The organism is Bacillus sp. FJAT-27445, from assembly GCF_001510665.1.
In the GTDB taxonomy this organism is placed as follows: domain Bacteria; phylum Bacillota; class Bacilli; order Bacillales; family Cytobacillaceae; genus Bacillus_D.
In genome coordinates, this window is sequence record NZ_LMTI01000005.1 from 64,237 (window position 1) to 83,105 (window position 18,869).

An 18,869-nucleotide genomic window follows, 5' to 3' on the forward strand; every position below is an offset into this window, starting at 1 on the left:
GTAATGGGAATTGTCGAAAGGTTTTGAAGGGGGAGGAATTATGTGCTAAAGACTTTGGATTTGGCATTGAAAGTCTTGAAAATGTTTACAAAGGAACGCCCGGTCTGGGGAGGACGGGAACTGGCAAATGAAATGGGCCTGAACCATACGAATATTTACCGCATTCTTGAAACATTAGAGAAAAATAGATTCATTTCAAAGGATAAGGTGACAAAGAAATATTCCCTTGGGTATGCTACATGGGAATTAGGCATGATTATGTATGAGAGCCTTAATGTTTCAAACTTAATCCGTCCGATTTTGGAACGGCTTCGGGACAAGACCGGAGAATCGATTTTTTTGACAGTTCTCGATAGGGATGAAGCGGTTACACTCGATGTAGTCGAACCGGAAAACAAAGTGAAGTTTTCAGTTTCCGCTGGAAGCCGTGCCCCGTTGTATGTAGGCGCTTCCTATCGGACCATTTTAGCTTATATGCCGGAGGATTTCATTGATTCCGTCATCCAATCGGAGTTAATAAAATACACAAAAACAACTATGACAGACGCCGACGAAATTAAAGCAGAGCTTGAGCATATTAGGGAACGAGGATGGGCACAGAGCCAGGGTGAGTACACATGGGATGTTCTTGCTGTTGCCGTTCCATTGTTTGACGGGGGAGAAATCATTGGATCCATTACTGTTTCAGGTCCGGTTTACAGGATGACCGAAGAAAAAATAAACGAATACCTTCCTTTGCTAATGGCAACAAGGGATGAGGTAGGCAGCGTCATCCAACGGTATCAATTGAAGTTTAAAGTTTAGCGTCAGGAGGGATAATAATTGTCGGATTTAGTAGAAGTAGCCAAGTCAATATTGAAGTCAAATTTAAACATCCAGGATAATGAGCATATTTTAATCGTTGCCGACCCTGAGTCTTGTGAGGTTGCCGACGTTTTTTATGAAGCGGGTATTGCCTTGGGCAATGAAACAATGCTGATGAAGATGATGACCAGGACAAAGTCCGGGGAAGAACCGCCTCAGGCTGTCGCGAGGGCTATGAAAACTGCTGATGCAGTCCTTTGCATTACACTTCATTCACTTACCCACACAAAGGCAAGAAAGGAAGCGTCAGCCTCAGGGGCGCGTGTTGCAACAATGCCGGGAATAACAGTGGATATGCTGAAGGAAGGCGCGATAACAGCTGACTATACGGAAGTAGAGCAGCTTACCAAGGAATACTGCCGCCTGCTTGAAGACGGAGAAACCGTAACCATTGCGAAAGGTGAATCCGAATTGACTCTTTCCATCAAAGGGAGGAAGGGTATTCCAAGCACAGGCGTCTTCCGAAATAAAGGAGAGTCAGGGAATCTTCCATCCGGTGAAAGTTATATTGCGCCAATCGAAGATTCAGCGAATGGGACGATTTTGGTAGATGGGTCCATTGCCGGTATTGGCGTCGTAAGTGAGCCGGTGTTATTAACAGTTGAAAAGGGTAGATTGACGGATGCGACCGGAAAAGAAGGAAAGCGCTTGCTCGAACTTCTCGGGGACGGGAACGGCAGAATCATCGCCGAATTTGGGATTGGCACGAATAAAAAAGCGAGATTGACGGGCAATGTTTTGGAAGATGAAAAGGTATTTGGCACCGTGCACATCGCTTTTGGCAGCAACAAACCGTTTGGAGGGACGAACGAGGCAGGCGTTCACATTGATTGTGTGATTACCGGTCCAATTGTAAAGATTGATGGAAAAGAGTTAGGTATAAAATAGACTCGTATAAATATAAAAGGGGGCCTTCACAAGTTTGAAGGCCCCTTTTTATTATAGGAAAAGGTTCAGAATATAATAGAAAGCTGCTGCAAGCGTCGCTGAAATTGGCAGGGTGATGACCCATGTGAGCAGCATCGTTTGCGCCGTTCCCCATTTTACGCCCTTCAGGCGGTGGGAAGCACCAACACCTAGGATACCGGAAGAGATTACGTGGGTCGTGCTGACTGGAAGATGGATGAAAGTCGCTCCAAATATAATCGCCGCTCCAGTTAAATCGGCAGCAACGCCATTAATCGGCCGGATTTTCATGATTTTACCGCCAACGGTCTTAATGATTTTCCACCCGCCTACAGACGTTCCAAGCCCCATTGCTGTCGCACAGGCAAACTGTACCCAGAATGGAATATCTGAAGTTGTTACATAACCATTGGCAATCAAAGCCATTGTGATAATCCCCATTGCCTTTTGAGCATCGTTTGTTCCATGTGTATAGGATTGCAATGCTGCTGTACCGATTTGGATAAACCGGAAGTTGCGGTTTGTTTTTGTCAAATTGGCATCCTTGAAGACAAATTTAAAAATGGAATACACGATAAACCCGACAATGAAAGCAAGGATTGGAGAGAAAATAAGGGCCTGAAGAATTTTCAGGAAGCCTTTGTATTCAAGTGTGCTAAATCCTGAAGAAGCAATTGCCGCACCTGCAATCGAACCTATTAAGGTATGGGATGAACTGCTTGGGATTCCAAAATACCAAGTCAAAAGGTTCCATGTTATCCCGGACAGGAGGGCGGCCATAATGACGACACTCCCGTTCTGAAGAGTGAATGGATCCACAATATCCTTCGTAATCGTTTTTGCGACCCCGGTGAATGTCATTGCACCAACGAAGTTCATGACAGATGCAAGGATAATCGCATGCCGGGGCTTAAGCGCTTTAGTGGATACGGAAGTGGCTATCGCGTTAGCGGTATCGTGGAAACCGTTTATGAAATCAAACGCAAGGGCCAAAATGACGATTGCTAGGGTTAAAATAAATGCTAATTCCATAATAAGCTCCTTACGCGTTTTTCATGATTATAGTTTCGAGCGTATTCGCTACACCCTGGCAGCTGTCTGCGATATCTTCAAGTGTTTCGTAAATTTCTTTATATTGAATAATCCGGATGGGGTCCTTTTCAACAGAGAATAGATTCTTGATTGACTGCCTAAGAATTCCATCACATTTTGATTCATAATCCTTGATAGAAATTGCATGCTCACGGATTTGCAGAAGCTTCTTGGTAGCAAGAAGGGTGACCGCTTTTTCAATTTCAAGTACACTGCTTTGGATTGCGTTCGTAAACTGCAGCATAAAATCATCAGCATCTGTAATAGAGTACATTTCAAACAGCGCCGCACAATGCTCCAATCCATCCAATACATCATCCATGCTGTTTGCAAGATGGAGGATATCCTCTCGCTCGATCGGAGTAATGAAGGCATCATTCAGTTCCTTAATGACTGAATGGACAAACGTATCGCCCTTTGACTCATACTCCTTCATGCTTTCGGAAAACGTTTTAAGGTCGCTGACGTTTTTGAGCTTATAGTCGGTAAAATAATTGACGCTTTCTTTTAAGTTTTCAGCAATTTCACTAAGAAGCGTGGTGAACTTGTCATTCTTTTTAAAAGCCATTATGGATAACCCCCATTTTTTATTCCAAAATTCCAAGAACTAGCTAATTGTAAATGAAAATTAACTAAAATGAAAAGGTATTTACGCTGAATTTACAAAAACTTAACATTTGGGTTGAAGGATGAGAGTAGGAGTAGGGTCCTTTTTCATTTTGGCTTTGTGTTTTTCAAATTCCTTCTATATATATCCTTCATTTAGCCAATGAAACGCCAGCTGAGAATTTTTCTTCTTTATATTGTGCTTATTTCCGGTTTCAAATGTAACGTTTGTGTGAGGTCAAAGGAGGCCGATTGAAAAGGTGAAATCAATTATAGAAATTCTTAAAAAAAATTCGGCATTTCAAAAGTCGGTTGCCTTATTAAGAATTCAAGTAAAAGCAAACATAATTGATTTACTATTCGTTGAAGATTAGGGACTATAGGAATGATACCAGTGCCCTTTTAGATTGGACAGAATATTTCGTTATTTCCAGAGTATGACGGTGTGTGTTTATTTTAAAAAAATGGGGGTAATTTATAGGTACAAACAGTTAGGAAAAACAACGTTGAACAAAGTCGTTCAGTTTGTTGCCCCCAAAGCTGTTTGTGGCTGCAGCAGCCGAAAAAAAGGCGCACTTAAACAAACAACTAACTTTTTAAGGAGTGAATTTACATGAGTTTTCTATGGGCATTAATCATCGGAGGTATCATCGGTTGGTTAGCAGGGATGATCGTCGGCAAGGATATTCCGGGCGGAATTATAGGTAATATTATTGCAGGTTTTGTAGGTGCATGGTTGGGTACAGCGATTTTCGGTGACTGGGGTCCTGTCGTTGCGGACTTTGCGATAATTCCGGCCATTATCGGAGCTGTCATTCTGGTATTCCTGCTAAGTATGATTATGAGAGCATTCCGCAGGTCAAATCATTAATAAATAGCGAGGCCTCCCGAAAAACGGGAGGCCTGTTTTTATTTTTGGGTTCATACATAGCTGTATTTGGAAAACGTTCTACAGGCAACTTGAAGCCTTTGCTTTCTAAAATCTCAAATACTTCCCACGTCAATTCCGCGAAAAATGGGAGGGTTGTCAAGGAATGGAGCATGGATAATGAGTTCTTCCATTGTAATTGGATGGCTGAACTCAACTTTTGACGAGTGGAGGGCAGGCCGGTTAAAAATAGGCTGTCCCCCGTATAGCTCGTCCCCAGCCAAGGGATGGCCAATGTGGCTGAAATGGACACGGATTTGGTGGGTCCTGCCTGTTTCGAGCCAGCATGAGATCCAAGTTAAACCTTTTGAAGGTTCTGCTTTTAAAACCTTGTAATGGGTAATGGCCTCCAAGCCAGTTTTGGAAACACGCCGCCGGGTAGGGTGGTGGCGGTCGCGGCCGATTGACTCATTAATTGTTCCTTTTTTCTTAAGTGCCGTTCCCTGAACTCCCGCGAGATAAGTTCTTTTAATGGCCCGTTCCTCCAACATCTTGTCAAGAACGGCTCCGGCGAGCGGATGTTTCGCAAAAATAATGGCGCCGGATGTATCACGGTCAAGACGGTGTATTTGCTGGACATTCCCGCCTTCCCCTGAAGCCAGTAAGTGCGCTGCGACAGCATTTACCAACGTTTCAGTATCTTCAGGTGAATTTGGATGGGTAGTGATGAAAGGAGGCTTATTAACAATAAGCAAATGGCTGTCCTCATACAAAATGCCCAAATCAATGTAAAAAGGCTGAACTGCTGGAAGTGTATCCTCAAATAGCAAGATATGGAGTTTCGTTGCAGCAGGCAAAGGTGTCTCCCACCCAGCCCGTTCCCCTTTTAGCAATACTTTTCCTTCCATCCTGAAATGATGGGATAGTTTTTTCGGAACCCTCCATTTTTCCTTGAAAATTTCCGCGATTGTTATTCCGTCCCATAAAGCGGGAATAGCCACTTCAAGATAATTTCCTACTCTTTTTGTATCAAGCATCGCAAGGCTCCTTTGCTTTCCCAAATTTGGTTTTACGTGGATGAAATTACCATCCAATTTACAGTTCTGAATGTGCTATTCTAATGATATATTACGTCAGTATTACAAATGTAACAAAGGTGGTTTTTCCGTGAAAATCGTTTTTGCTTCGACGGCCGGCCAGGATGAAGAAATTGGTGACCTGATTGAGTATTTTTTTTCAGGGGTTATGCCCAGGTATTTTTCGGACAGGGAGATCAAAGATTATGAAAGGCTGGGGGTGCTACATAAGGAGAGCTGCCAGGACGCATTTGGAACGCTAAGGGATGCTTTTTACGTGATGACCAGCCTGCAAACGCTTATATCTATCCTAGACTCTCCTGTTCCTGGTGACCACCACAGGGCTCTTTTTATGAAAAATGTCGAAAACCTACGCTTCTATGGGTTTTATTTTCCCTTCCAGTATGATTCATTCCTGCCTGGCAAAAAATGCAATGATTCCATTTTCAGTGTTTTTACCCCCGCAGCAAACCAACTGCTCGTCTAACCTCATATGGTCTAAAACAAAAACGCCTGCTTCAGGCGTTTTTTGCATGTTGATCACTCCGCGGCATTTTCCTTCAGCCATTGCTGGTATATTTCCTGGTCCTGTCCTCCCGCAATCCTTGCAGTTTCACGGCCATTTTCAAAATGAATCAATGTCGGTGTCCCTTCGATACTGTAGATATCCCAGGCGGAGTCATACTCAAGTACATTCAGCTGCAGGATATTTATATCCATTTTCTTTGCGAGCGGCATTAAAATAGGAGTAGCTTTTTTACAGTGCGGGCATGTTGGGCTATAAAAATAAACAGTTAGATTTTCCTGATTGGCAAGCTTTTTCTCCAAATTATCCAAGGTGACAATATTTTGGTAATTCGGATCATCCAGCTGCGCAACTGTTTCAGGATGGAGTGATTTGTTGCCGTACGGATTTTTTCCCCCTGCATTTCCTTCATTTTGTTTGTCAGTCAAATACCAAGTCCCAACGAATAACAGGACAATGATTCCAAGAAATATGAGTACTTTCTTCATGATGTAGGTTCCTCCTTATATTTTTTCAAAATAATCATGCTGCAAATAAAAATAAGTGTAAACGCTGTAAAGGCGAGAAATGGAATCGTAACGAAGCCAAGCCAGTTTATATATTGGCCAGTGCATGGAACCCTCCCGCAAGTTGGGGCAGCCTCGGCCATGAACGGCAGCTTCTGAAGAGAATAATGGTAAGCAGAAATTACCATGCCAATTGCAGACATCCACTTGCTGTACAAAGCAAACCGGTAATCTTTCTTCACAATTGCAATTCCTAATTGCAATGCTAAGGGATACATAAGAATCCGTTGATACCAGCAGAGCTCGCAAGGTTCATACTTACGGATTTCTGAGAAATACAGGCTTCCGAACATTGCTACAACGGATACGGCCCATGCAAAAAATAAAACATTCTCCCGGTTGTCTTTGTTCATTTTTTTCACCTCTTTTTCAATATATTAAGGGAAAAATTTTATTTTGTACAATCCTTGGACAGGTCGAAAAATGACGAATGTGGAAAAACCCGCCCCAACCCGATAGAATAAAGATGATATGTTTCGCAGCGGCCTTTTCGCTACAAACTGAAATAGAAAAAAGCTTGCCAGAAGCGGAGGAATTGCAATGGAGTGGAGACAAAAAGCGGCCAAATGGATGGACTTTGTGAACCTGGATACCGAATTACGGGCCGAATTGGATTCAATGAAAAAAAATGATAAACTGCTCGAGGATTCTTTTTATAAAGACCTTGAGTTTGGTACCGGAGGAATGAGAGGGGAAATCGGTGCAGGCACAAACCGGATGAACGTATACACAATTCGAAAAGCCTCCAATGGCCTTGCCTCTTATATTGAGAAAAAGGGCGAGGAAGCGAAACGACGCGGTGTTGCCATAGCGTATGATTCTCGGCATAAGTCACCAGAATTTGCTATGGAAGCTGCGAGAACGCTTGCCTCGAGAGGAATAAAAGCGTATGTATTCGAAGAGCTTCGGCCAACCCCTGAGCTTTCATTTGCTGTCAGGTATCTACACGCCATCGCCGGCATCGTTATTACAGCGAGCCATAATCCCCCGGAATATAACGGTTTCAAGGTTTATGGCGATGATGGCGGGCAATTGCCACCCGAGAGCGCGGATGAAGTCATCGCGAAAGTGAACGAGGTGGAAAACGAATTACTTATTGAAGCCAGGAGCGAAGAGGAATTGCGTTCCGCCGGTCTAATCGAGACGATAGGAAAAGAAATCGATGACGCATATACAATAAAGCTTGCGACCATTTCGGAAATCCCAGGAATTGCAGCTGAGTCGCCAATCGAGATTGTTTTTACCCCGCTGCACGGGACGGCGAATAAGCCTGTCCGCGCGGCGCTTGAAGCCCTCGGCTATAAAAATGTCCATATCGTCCGTGAACAGGAGCTTCCGGATCCGAATTTCTCCACAGTCAAAAGCCCAAATCCGGAAGAACATGCGGCATTCGAACTGGCCATTCGCGATGGTAAAGCGGTGGATGCAGATATCCTAATTGCCACTGACCCTGATGCGGACAGGCTCGGCATTGCTGTAAAGAACCATGAGGGTGAATACGAAGTGCTGACAGGAAACCAAACTGGAGCCGTTTTGCTTGATTATATTCTTGAACAAAAGAAAGCAAAAGGGAACCTGCCCGAGAATGGTGTCGTCCTGAAAACGATTGTAACATCGGAAATCGGCCGAAAAATTGCCGAGGCATACGGGTTAAAGACAATCGACGTCCTGACAGGGTTTAAATTCATTGCCGAGAAAATCAATGAATTTGAAAAGTCGGGTGATCACACTTTCCTGTTTGGCTATGAAGAAAGCTATGGCTACTTGATTGGCGATTTTGCCCGTGACAAGGATGCGGTCCAAGCGGCACTTATGTCTTCAGAAGTGTGCGCGTACTATAAGAAAAAAGGCTTGAGCCTGTATGACGGCCTAATGAACGTGTTTGAGAAATATGGATACTTCCAGGAAGGGCTTCAGTCTCTGACCATGAAAGGCAAGGATGGCGCTGAATTGATCGCGAACATCATGGCTGGATTCCGTTCAAATCCGCCTGCAACGCTTGCTGGACTGCCAGTTGTCAGATCGGAGGATTATCTAGAGAGTGTACGGGTCTCCGAGGCGGGAATCGAAAAAATCGATCTGCCAAAATCCAATGTACTGAAATATTTCTTTGAAGACGGTTCATGGGTCTGCTTGAGGCCTTCAGGTACCGAACCAAAAATAAAGTTTTACTTTGGGGTAAATGATAGCAGCCTTGAAGCGAGCAAGAAAAAACTCAAGCAAATTGAAACTGAGTTCATGGAATTGGTCAATACAAAGTTATAATGAGACCACCCGGCAGCCAAATTGGCAAGCCGGGTTTTTTTAGGAAAAGCAAGTAGCGAAAAAGCACCCCCGCCTTATCAGACTTTTGTCGTAGTGTTTCCCATCCGATTGGCTAAAGGCAATCATTATTAAAAGAGGTATAATGAAAGAAAACGGTGGCCGGGGGGACATGGATGGAAGCTGAATCAAGATTGTTGGAGCTAGGAATTTTAAAAGATATTGCCGAACTCTTAAACAAAGGGACGGAAACGGATGAAATCCTTTCAGACGTGCTGGAAAAACTGCTGAATGTAACCGGGCTAAAGACTGGATGGATTTTTCTAATCGATCAAGATGGATTATACAAGCTCTCGGCAAGGAAAAACCTGCCCGAGGCATTATCGCAGTCCAACTTCGCATTGATGTGTTCAGGCGATTGTTGGTGCATTGAACGGTACAGGGATGGCAGGCTGGATAAAGCAACAAACATCATTGAGTGTAAAAGGCTTGAGGAAGCAATCATGCATAAGCTCGGTGATACGGCATCACTTACCCACCACGCGACAGTGCCGCTAAGGGCTGGTGAGGAAAAGTTTGGCATTCTGAATGTGGGCTCGCCAAACAAGACCCATTTTGACAAAAGGGAATTGGCACTCCTGGAATCGGTCGCCCTCCAAATTGGAACTGCACTTAAAAGAATAAAGCTTTCCCAGAAAGAGCAAGAATTGGCTCTTACTGCCGAGCGGAACAGGCTGGCACGTGATTTGCACGATTCAGTAAACCAGCTTCTGTTCTCAGTAAGCCTAACCGCACGGGGTGGGGCAACGATGGCGGAAAAAGCGGAGGTCAAGGAAACGTTCTTTTATATCCAGGAGCTTGCCCAGGAAGCCTTGAATGAAATGAGGGCACTCATTTGGCAACTGCGCCCTCAAGGGCTGGAAAACGGGATCGTCAGCGCTTTAAGGGGATATGCGCAAATGCTGGGATTGGATCTGGTTATCCATGTAAAAGGGGTGCTGAACATGCCCGGGAAGATTGAAGAAGGAATTTGGAGGATTGGCCAGGAAGCGATGGCCAACTGCAAAAAGCATTCCGGCCAAACAAAAATAGCAATCGATATAAATGTTGAGAAAAATTGGCTCATTGTTGAAATTAGCGATCCAGGTTGTGGTTTCCACTATGATGAAGTAAATGAGCTTCCATCGCTCGGATTGAAAAGCATGAAGGATAGGGCGGAAGGGTTAAATGGCCAATTACGGATTGAAAGCGCAGAAGGCCATGGAACGATGCTAGTTGCCCGGATTCCGGTTTGAAGGGGGAGAGAGTATGGGAATTCGAATTTTAATTGCCGATGACCATAATGTAGTCCGGAGAGGCCTGGCCTTTTTTTTGAAAACACAGGAGGATTTTGAAATTGCCGGGGAGGCTAAAAATGGCAAGGAAGCAGTCGCCATGGCTGAAGAGCTCAAGCCTGATATTGTGTTAATGGACTTGGATATGCCAGTAATGGATGGGATTAAGGCGACAGCCATAATTAGGGAAAAACAGCCAGACATGAAAATTATGATTTTGACGAGTTTTTCGGACCAAAACCATGTCATTCCCGCCATTGAGGCCGGCGCGACTGGTTATCAGCTCAAGGATATTGAGCCGGATGAACTCGCCGCATCAATCCGGAGACTTTGTTCTGGGGAAAACCAGATCCATCCGAAGGCGACATCCCATCTCCTTTCACAGCTTTCGGGTAGCCAAAGGGATGCTAGGAAGCAGCTTGACGAGCTGACAAAGAGGGAGATTGAGGTATTGAATGAAATTGCGAGTGGCAAAAGCAATAAGGAAATTTCTACAGCCCTGTTTATTACGGAAAAAACGGTGAAAACCCATGTTTCAAGCATCCTTTCAAAACTCGAGCTAGCCGATCGGACCCAGGCGGCTTTGTTCGCCGTCAAAAACGGTGTGGCACGAGAATAACATGTTTAAAATGGCGGGTAATAGCAAATAAAAAAAGCACGGCCGAAGCTGGCCGTGCTTAAATGTATCCTGGTGGTGGAATTCGCTTGTTTTGATTCAGGAAAAACTGTAAGCCGGAACTTGCTGCGGCTCACCTTCGGGCATCACAGCCGCATGGTCAATGTAATGCAGCAGTGAGTAGAGCTTTTTCTCAAGGACAGCATAATCACGCTCAAAGTGGTAGGCATGGAGAAAATGCTCAATTTTCTTTGACAAAAAGTGGTCCCGTGTCCGGACCATAAGAATCAGGAGGTTGTCCCATTGGGAGCGGTGTATATAATACAGCGCCCTGTCATAATCCGGTTTATTCATTTTTTCTCCTCCTTACTAGGAGTTGAATTTAGTGTATGGATTTCGAGGAGAATGTTTCGCTGAAAATGTTGGAGATGCTTTTGTTAAGGGATTTGAAACAACTGGCAGAATAATTAGCGCTGTCCGCCCAAAGGCGATGTATAGGAAATTTTCCTTCGAGCCACACTACATCATGAGTAAAACGGAAAGGGATGACTGCATGAGAAAATTGATTGCCACACTTATTGCCGTCCTGGCATTTGTTGCATTACAGCCGAACCAAATTGAAGCGCAAAATTTTGATTATGAAAAATATGGAAGGATGGCTTTGGCCATAGTTAATGTTGACTATCCAGGCGATCCAATTACCGACTACGAATACCTGGGACGGAAAAAAGTAAATGATTCGGAAGTAGCTGATACTTTCCGTTTTAAGGTCGTGGAGAAAGGTACTCCCTTATATGTCCGTGTGATTATTTCGCATAATTTAAAGGCTGAAAAACTTGTCACGTTAAAGGTTGTATCGGAGAAAAGATAAGTGGAGTAAGGGGTCTTAAGACCATTTGGAGATTTTTTTAGCGTAAAACGGTCATGGCCGGGAAACCCATTCAAAACTGTCTTCATATCCCCGATAAAGACAGTTTCAACCGCAAAGCCCATTCAAATCTGTCTTCATACACCTGATGAAGACAGTTTCAACCGTAAAGCCCGTTCAAATCTGTCTTCATACCCCTGATGAAGACAGTTTCAACCGGGAAACCCGTTCAAAACTGTCTTCATAACCCCGATAACGACAGTTTTAACCGCAAAACCCTTTAAAACTGTCTTCATAACAATCCACACTCCATAAACCTTTTACAAAAATTTTGACATTTATGGGAAATTTCCATTATATTCATTGAGTGACATTGAGGAATTTTTGCGCATGAATCCTTTTTCCTGATTTTTTAAAAGGCCTTCTAGCGGAAATTTTAAAATGGGAAGGTGGGAGACATTTGGCGGTTAAAGATAAAAATTTAAAGCTGGTCGTTTCTGGTTTGTTGCTTGGGATATTGATGGCCGCAATGGACAATACCATTGTCGCAACGGCCATGGGGACCATTGTTTCCGACCTTGGCGGGTTCGATAAGTTTGTGTGGGTCACAGCTTCCTACATGGTAGCTGTTATGGCCGGTATGCCGATTTACGGGAAACTATCTGACATGTATGGCCGGAAAAGGTTCTTCATTTTTGGCTTGGTTGTATTCCTTTTGGGCTCAAGTCTTTGCGGGCTGGCACAAACGATGGACCAGCTGATCATCTACCGTGCTATCCAGGGAATAGGCGGGGGAGCGCTTCTTCCTATCTCCTTTACCATTGTGTTCGATATTTTCCCTCCGGAAAACCGAGGGAAAATGACGGGACTCCTTGGAGCCGTTTTCGGGATATCCAGTGTCCTAGGGCCTCTTCTGGGTGCTTTCATAACGGACTCATTCGGCTGGCATTGGGTGTTTTACATTAACCTTCCTATCGGTTTGGTCTCTTTGGTCTTGATTTCCTTATATTATAAGGAGTCACTCGAGCACAAAAAGCAAAAAGTGGATTGGTGGGGAGCGATCACGCTTGTGGTAGCCGTTGTGGCGCTTATGTTTGCATTGGAGCTCGGAGGCAAGGAATATGAATGGATTTCCTCACAAATTATCGGATTGTTTTCCGTCTTTTCTGTATTTATTATCGCCTTTTTCCTAATTGAACGAAAGGCGGAGGAACCAATCATTTCATTTTGGATGTTCAAGAACCGACTGTTTGCAACGTCTCAAATCCTCGCTTTCCTCTATGGGGGGACGTTCATAATCCTGGCAGTTTTCATTCCGATTTTTGTGCAGGCGGTGTACGGAGGGTCGGCCACAAATGCCGGTTTTATCCTAACCCCGATGATGCTTGGATCCGTTGTGGGAAGTATGATTGGCGGCATTTTCCAAACGAAAACGAGCTTTAGGAATCTAATGTTTGTATCGATTATTGCTTATGCTTCTGGCATGTTTTTGCTCAGCACGATGACTCCGGAAACATCGCGGATTCTGTTGACCGTCTTTATGGCGATTGTTGGATTTGGAACAGGGTTTTCCTTTTCGCTGCTCCCGGCTGCCTCAATCAATAATCTGGAGTTCAAATACCGTGGGTCGGCCAACTCTACGAATTCCTTTTTGAGATCATTTGGAATGACACTCGGAGTTACGATTTTCGGAACCATTCAAACGAAAGTTTTTGCGAATAGGTTGGAAAAGGCATTTTCCGCATTTCCAGGTGCAGGTTCAGGCAATCCAACGATGAACATGAGTGACCCAAGGCAGATTTTCAGTGGGGAAGGAAGGGCAAGGATTCCCGGAGATATCCTTGAAATCATCGTGAATGCCATGTCGGACTCCATTACGTTTATATTTCTGCTTACCATGATTCCGATTGCCTTTGCCGCCATTACTATCTTTTTTATGGGTAATGCGCGGGTAGAAGTAAACAAAGAAAAAACAGCATCCTAATAAGAAAAAATGAAAGTGTAAAGAGCAATTTGCTTTTTACACTTTTTTCATCCTATAAGGAAATTTTAAAATCCAACATTGTGTATAACTCGAAAAAAGTTTTAGTAATCCAGCTCCACAAGAGTAAGCTTCGGAAGCATAATCCTCGCACGAAGAAAAAGCGATAGCTTTTTCGAGGAGCGCCTAGCCCCTCGAGGTCTTAAGCCGGTTCCCTCCGGAGGGCAGGCCCGTCCTCGGAAATGCTCGCATTTCCTTCGTGCGTGGGCGGATTCAGGGATGCCATTCAGTGTCCTGCGGGCCCCGTCTTAATCTGGTCGGGGCTGACCACTAAGGAAAGCTCCTTAGAATAATCATCGCAGGGACAAGCGGTCTGTGCTTGTAGCGAAGGCGCTTGCACATTTTGTTCTTCCACTATTTCACATTTCATCATTCCCCCCCGCCGCTCATACATTGTTGTAAGAGGAAAAGGGGGAATAGCTACATGAAAAGCGATGACAGGAAGCAGCTTGAGCGCGCAATTGGTGAAATTACCGAAATCGCGAGTGGCTTCGGCCTTGATTTTTACCCAATGCGGTACGAAATTTGCCCAGCCGACATTATTTATACGTTTGGTGCCTACGGTATGCCGACCCGGTTTTCACACTGGAGCTTCGGCAAACAATTTTACAAGATGAAACTTCAGTACGATTTGGGCCTTAGCAAGATTTATGAATTGGTAATCAACTCAAACCCCTGCTATGCCTTTCTTCTCGACAGCAATAGCCTGATCCAGAACAAATTGATTGTTGCCCATGTCTTGGCCCATTGTGACTTTTTCAAAAATAATGTCCGTTTCGAGAACACGAAGCGTGATATGGTCGAAAGCATGGCTGCGACTGCCGAGCGGGTCCACCATTATGAAATCACATACGGAAAAAAGGAAGTCGAAACATTCCTGGATGCCGTCCTGGCAATTGATGAACACATCGACCCGTCATTAATGAGACCGAAACTTTCCTGGTCCATAGGCGATGAGGAGGAAGAGAGCCCAGATCGCCCGCCAAGCCCGTATGATGATCTTTGGAAGCTGGATGAGAAGAAGTCCAAAAGCCAGAAGGACAAAAAGAGGGTAAAAAAGTTTCCTCCAAGGCCGGAAAAAGACCTTTTGTTATTCATTGAAACCTACAGCAGGGAACTGGAGCCGTGGCAGCGTGACATCCTGACGATGATGAGGGAGGAAATGCTGTATTTCTGGCCGCAGCTTGAGACGAAAATCATGAATGAAGGCTGGGCTTCATACTGGCACCAGCGGATACTCCGCGAGATGGATCTGACTAGTTCGGAGGCAATTGAATTCGCCAAGCTGAATGCCGGTGTCGTCCAGCCTTCGAAAACAGGGATTAACCCTTATTACCTGGGGATCAAAATATTTGAGGACATTGAAGAGAGATACAACAAACCGACCGAGGAAATGCAGCGCCGCGGTGTCAAGCCTGATTCAGGCCGGGAGAAAATGTTCGAGGTCAGGGAGATGGATTCGGATATTTCTTTTCTGAGGAATTATCTGACCAAGGATCTCGTCATGCGGGAAGACATGTATCTGTTCCAAAAGCAGGGAAAGGACTACAAGATCGTTGACAAGGAATGGGAGCATGTCCGTGACAGGCTTGTCAGCATGCGGGTGAACGGCGGCTTCCCGTACATCACCGTGAATGACGGCGACTATATGAAAAATGGCGAGCTGTACCTGAAGCATTGGTATGAAGGAATTGAACTTGATATTAAGTATCTGGAGAAGGTGCTTCCTTATATTCATCAGCTTTGGGGAAGGACAGTCCACATTGAATCAATGATTGAGGAGAGGAACATGCTGTTCACGTATGACGGCAAGGGCGTGCATCGGAAGTATTTATAGAGAGTGTGAAGGCAGCATGGAGAATGCTGCTTTTTCTTATGCAAAAAAAGAAAAGGAAAAAATTTATAACAATCATATTAACAACTTAACTAAGGGCCAGACCTTAATTATTACAAAAAATTGAATAAAGTATCCCGCTTACCCGATTTCACAATATCTGCACAAAAAACACAGAAAAACTGCACAGTTTCCCTATAAATTCAAGCTATACGAACAGCGGAGGTGAAGACAGTTGAAAAGAGGTGTATCACTTTTTATCGGTGCGGTAATCATGCTTTCATTTAATATGAATGTACTCGCGGGCGAAGGACATAGTCAGGATCAAAATGTCATCAAAGCTGTGGAATCGTTCCGCGAAGGCAAAAAAACAGAGAAAAGAAATCACGATGAGCATGCTTCGTCTAATCAAAACGGGGAGGCCTCTTCAAATCACTCTCATGATAATGGGGCTGAACAAGGGGGTCATGGTCATGGACCAGTAACTGAAACTCCCCCGAATCTAAAAATACTTGGAACATTTGGAGGGATTAATCTTTCGTTCATCTTGGTAGGTATCTGGAACAGAAGGTTTAGAAGGAAGGTTAACATTAATGGGAATTCCTAAGGAAAAGCTCACAACCCAAAAAGGAAATCAATCAAACAAATCATCTCAATCCGATATCCAATCAGCCAAAACACCGTTTAACTTGTTGTCTATCCCACTGGTGAAAAAATTCATTCAAAGCCGATGGTACCCTGGTATCTTCCAATGGATTGTCATTTTGGTCTTCTCCTTTATCGTTTTCGAGCTTGTTGCTGGAACAGCTAATCCATCCAGAAACTTTGGGACAACAATGACCTGGGTACTTTGGTGGCCAGTCATCCCCATTTTGTTCGTTGCCCTTGGCCGTTTCTGGTGTGCAATCTGTCCGTTCGGAAAACTAAGTGACATTGTCAGGAAGCTTGTCGGAAGCGAACGCCCAATGCCGAAATTCCTGAAAAAATATGGAATTTGGATGATTGATATATTCTTCATTTTGATAACATACAGTGACCATGTTTGGGGTATTGTTGAATCCCCTCGGGGATCGGGCTATCTTCTATTGGTACTTGTTACTATGGTTGTCGCCACTTCCGTTTTCTATGAAAGAAGAACGTTTTGTAAAACTCTATGCTTCCTCGGCGGACTGGCAGGAAACTATTCCCGTGCAGGAGCGTTGGAAGTCAGGGGCACCCCTGAAATCTGTAGAACTTGCACAAGCCAGGCTTGTTTCAAAGGCAGTGAAAAAGCGGAAGGGTGCCCGATGTTCCAATTCGTAAGGACAATGGATTCAAGTGCTGAATGCAACGTCTGCGGAAACTGCATCAAGAATTGCCCGAACGATTCAGTTAGGCTGTCTTTCCGCCCTCCAACAAAGGAGCTTTGGTTCATTAAAAATCCTAAACTAGAACATGCGGCTCTTGCGGCAGTCATCATGGGCATTGTATTTGTTCAAAATATCACAATGCTTGAAATTTGGGGGGATATCCTTAAAGCAATCGGAAGTGTAACTGGCACATCCAGTTATGTAATAAATTTCACAATTGCTTATGTCTTCTCAATGGCACTACCTATCCTTCTCCTGCTTGGAACGGCGAAATTGTCGGCGAAAATGGGGATGGCGGAATCGGTGAAGAGGAATTTTATCCGATTTGGATACGCCATCATCCCGCTTGATCTTGCAGGCCATCTCGCACATAACCTGTTCCATGTCATAACAGAAGGTAAGGCAATCTGGTTCAACACAGTAGGCCTATTTGGATCAACGGCACGTCCTGAAAGCCTTGCATTTGCACCTGCTTCTTCCGTACAGTTAATTCAGTACGCAATTATTGTCATTGGATTGATTGGATCAGGCTATGCCGCGTACAAGATGGGCAATAAGAATACCTTTAAATCCTTGTTGCCAGTCTACGGGCTGATGATTATATTGGCCCTAATAAATATCTACCTGTTCTCTCTCCCAATGAGCCACAGGGTATAAAAAACAGAAAGAAGGATGTAATATGAAAAAAATAGCGATTATCTCTGGAATTTTATCAATAGGATTGATTATATCTGGCTGCAGTTCCTCTCAAACCAAAGCAAACGATCAGAAATCAACTGCCCTCGCAAAAGGTTTTAAAGCGGAACACCTCCATGGCATTGCCTACTCGTCGGATGAAAATATTTATGTGGCAACCCATGAAGGAATGCTTGCAACAAAAGGGGGAAAAGACTGGCAACTAAAGGGGAATTACGACTTTGACTTTATGGGCTTCACCGTCATGAGCGACGGGTCCATGATTAGCAGCGGGCACCCAGGCAAAAATTCGAGTCTTCCAAACCCTCTTGGATTTATGATGAGTAAAAATAACGGGAAGAAATGGGAACAAGTATCGATGCTCGGAAAAATAGATTTCCATATCCTAACCTCCAACTACACAAATCCTAAGGTCATATACGGAGTAAATCAAATGGACAGCGGCAGATACAAAGCAGGGCTGTACAAGAGCATCAATAAAGGTAAGGACTGGGAAATACTAAAATCATCTGGACTTCCACAAGATCTACACACCATCTACTCAATTATTTCAATACCTGATAATGAGGATGTTCTCCTTGCTGGAACTGATTCAGGAATCCTTAAATCAGAAGATGGGGGAGTGAATTGGACTGTTTTTGACCAGTCAAGATTAATCACGGCATTCGGTGTGCTACCAGATACGAAGGAACTGATCGCATACTCCATTACAAATGAAGAAGCAGGCATCGCAACTAGCAGTGACCAGGGCACTACCTGGGTGGGGAAAGGTCTTGACTTAGGACAGGATGCGGTCGCCTATTTTGGCATAAACCCTAAAGATTCAAAGAAAATCGCTGTGTCAACGTTCGAGAATACTGTCCTATTTACAGACGATGCAGGCAATAATTGGTCGAAAATAATGGAGAGCGGAACCATACAGTAACGTGTTTATGGCATTGGAATGGGTTTTTGAAACACATTCCAGTGCCTTTTTAAAATACTCCTGGAAAGGTAACTGATATGAGAAGAATATTGCTGGTTGATGACGAGTCTTTAATGCTGGATTTGTTGGAGCTCTATTTAAAACCGAAAGGCTTTCACTGCATGAAAGCAAGATCAGGAGAGGATGCAAAAGCAGCTGTATCCGAGGATAATCCTGATATTATAATTATGGATGTAATGATGCCTGATAAAGACGGGTGGGAAACGGCTAGTGAAATAAGGGAGATATCATCAGCCCCGATTATCATGCTCACGGCAAGAGACCAACCTGAAGATATTCTAAGAAGTTTCCATTGTGGAGCGACTAGCCACATATCGAAACCTTTTGATGAAGAGACGCTTCTGATGCATGTTCAGTCAATTGTAAAAAACTTACAATAG

General features: G+C 44.1%; 20 protein-coding genes. 14 read left to right on the forward strand and 6 right to left on the reverse strand.

The features are described from left to right. Positions 1–42 precede the first annotated feature (42 nt). Entirely contained in the window at positions 43–804 is a 762-nt protein-coding gene (locus tag AR337_RS14930; protein ID WP_059172822.1) for an IclR family transcriptional regulator, read from the forward strand. An 18-nt stretch (positions 805–822) separates the two neighbouring features. Then, the gene (locus AR337_RS14935; RefSeq protein ID WP_059172823.1) at positions 823–1,752 is read left to right on the forward strand and encodes an aminopeptidase; all 930 of its coding nucleotides are present in this window, start codon (positions 823–825) and stop codon (positions 1,750–1,752) included. A 51-nt stretch (positions 1,753–1,803) separates the two neighbouring features. Here the strand turns inward: AR337_RS14935 and AR337_RS14940 are convergent, their stop codons facing one another. Then, complete coding sequence (locus tag AR337_RS14940; RefSeq protein ID WP_059172824.1) at positions 1,804–2,802, reverse strand: inorganic phosphate transporter; 999 nt, start codon at positions 2,800–2,802, stop codon at positions 1,804–1,806. Positions 2,803–2,812: 10 nt separating this feature from the next. Beyond that, on the reverse strand, positions 2,813–3,430 hold the full coding sequence (locus AR337_RS14945) for a DUF47 domain-containing protein (RefSeq protein WP_059172825.1): 618 nt from the start codon (positions 3,428–3,430) through the stop codon (positions 2,813–2,815). Between the two features lie 651 nt (positions 3,431–4,081). Here AR337_RS14945 and AR337_RS14950 point away from each other — a divergent pair. Next, positions 4,082–4,339, forward strand: coding sequence for a GlsB/YeaQ/YmgE family stress response membrane protein (locus AR337_RS14950; RefSeq protein WP_059172826.1), 258 nt, complete (start codon positions 4,082–4,084; stop codon positions 4,337–4,339). Between the two features lie 113 nt (positions 4,340–4,452). On the opposite strand, the gene AR337_RS14955 is transcribed toward AR337_RS14950, so the two are convergent. Continuing rightward, the gene (locus tag AR337_RS14955) at positions 4,453–5,373 is read right to left on the reverse strand and encodes an RluA family pseudouridine synthase (RefSeq protein WP_059172827.1); all 921 of its coding nucleotides are present in this window, start codon (positions 5,371–5,373) and stop codon (positions 4,453–4,455) included. A 130-nt stretch (positions 5,374–5,503) separates the two neighbouring features. Here AR337_RS14955 and AR337_RS14960 point away from each other — a divergent pair, with 130 nt between their 5' ends. Then, a complete protein-coding gene (locus AR337_RS14960; protein ID WP_253701793.1) occupies positions 5,504–5,899 on the forward strand; it encodes a DUF5365 family protein in 396 nt (131 codons plus the stop codon). Positions 5,900–5,952: 53 nt separating this feature from the next. Here AR337_RS14960 and AR337_RS14965 read toward each other — a convergent pair whose 3' ends face one another. Then, positions 5,953–6,426, reverse strand: coding sequence for a thioredoxin family protein (locus AR337_RS14965; protein ID WP_059172828.1), 474 nt, complete (start codon positions 6,424–6,426; stop codon positions 5,953–5,955). Then, on the reverse strand, positions 6,423–6,857 hold the full coding sequence (locus AR337_RS14970; RefSeq protein ID WP_172797554.1) for a disulfide oxidoreductase: 435 nt from the start codon (positions 6,855–6,857) through the stop codon (positions 6,423–6,425). Before AR337_RS14970 ends, AR337_RS14965 begins: the two co-directional genes overlap by 4 nt. Before the next feature lie 187 nt (positions 6,858–7,044). Between AR337_RS14970 and AR337_RS14975 the strand changes: the two genes are divergently transcribed. From AR337_RS14975 to AR337_RS14985, 3 genes are all read left to right on the forward strand, one after another. After that, positions 7,045–8,769: a phospho-sugar mutase gene (locus tag AR337_RS14975; RefSeq protein ID WP_059172830.1), complete on the forward strand. Its 1,725-nt coding sequence runs from the start codon at positions 7,045–7,047 to the stop codon at positions 8,767–8,769. Between the two features lie 173 nt (positions 8,770–8,942). Then, complete coding sequence (locus AR337_RS14980; RefSeq protein ID WP_059172831.1) at positions 8,943–10,061, forward strand: GAF domain-containing sensor histidine kinase; 1,119 nt, start codon at positions 8,943–8,945, stop codon at positions 10,059–10,061. Between the two features lie 13 nt (positions 10,062–10,074). Continuing rightward, a complete protein-coding gene (locus AR337_RS14985) occupies positions 10,075–10,719 on the forward strand; it encodes a response regulator transcription factor (RefSeq protein WP_059172832.1) in 645 nt (214 codons plus the stop codon). A gap of 96 nt (positions 10,720–10,815) precedes the next feature. Here the strand turns inward: AR337_RS14985 and AR337_RS14990 are convergent, their stop codons facing one another. Beyond that, positions 10,816–11,070, reverse strand: a complete 255-nt coding sequence (locus AR337_RS14990; protein WP_059172833.1) for a YhdB family protein — start codon at positions 11,068–11,070, stop codon at positions 10,816–10,818. A gap of 31 nt (positions 11,071–11,101) precedes the next feature. Here AR337_RS14990 and AR337_RS14995 point away from each other — a divergent pair, with 31 nt between their 5' ends. The 7 genes from AR337_RS14995 (at position 11,102) to AR337_RS15025 (ending at position 18,869) form a co-directional block, all read left to right on the forward strand. Next, entirely contained in the window at positions 11,102–11,587 is a 486-nt protein-coding gene (locus AR337_RS14995; RefSeq protein WP_082687005.1) for a DUF3889 domain-containing protein, read from the forward strand. A gap of 457 nt (positions 11,588–12,044) precedes the next feature. Further along, complete coding sequence (locus AR337_RS15000) at positions 12,045–13,568, forward strand: MDR family MFS transporter (protein WP_059172834.1); 1,524 nt, start codon at positions 12,045–12,047, stop codon at positions 13,566–13,568. Positions 13,569–14,049: 481 nt separating this feature from the next. Next, complete coding sequence (locus tag AR337_RS15005) at positions 14,050–15,462, forward strand: SpoVR family protein (protein ID WP_059172835.1); 1,413 nt, start codon at positions 14,050–14,052, stop codon at positions 15,460–15,462. A 232-nt stretch (positions 15,463–15,694) separates the two neighbouring features. Beyond that, complete coding sequence (locus AR337_RS15010; RefSeq protein WP_059172836.1) at positions 15,695–16,066, forward strand: hypothetical protein; 372 nt, start codon at positions 15,695–15,697, stop codon at positions 16,064–16,066. Beyond that, the gene (locus AR337_RS15015) at positions 16,053–17,465 is read left to right on the forward strand and encodes a 4Fe-4S binding protein (protein WP_082687006.1); all 1,413 of its coding nucleotides are present in this window, start codon (positions 16,053–16,055) and stop codon (positions 17,463–17,465) included. Before AR337_RS15010 ends, AR337_RS15015 begins: the two co-directional genes overlap by 14 nt. A gap of 22 nt (positions 17,466–17,487) precedes the next feature. Then, positions 17,488–18,429 (forward strand): F510_1955 family glycosylhydrolase, encoded by a 942-nt coding sequence (locus AR337_RS15020; RefSeq protein ID WP_059172837.1) that lies wholly within the window; start codon positions 17,488–17,490, stop codon positions 18,427–18,429. Positions 18,430–18,506: 77 nt separating this feature from the next. Then, complete coding sequence (locus AR337_RS15025) at positions 18,507–18,869, forward strand: response regulator transcription factor (protein WP_059172838.1); 363 nt, start codon at positions 18,507–18,509, stop codon at positions 18,867–18,869.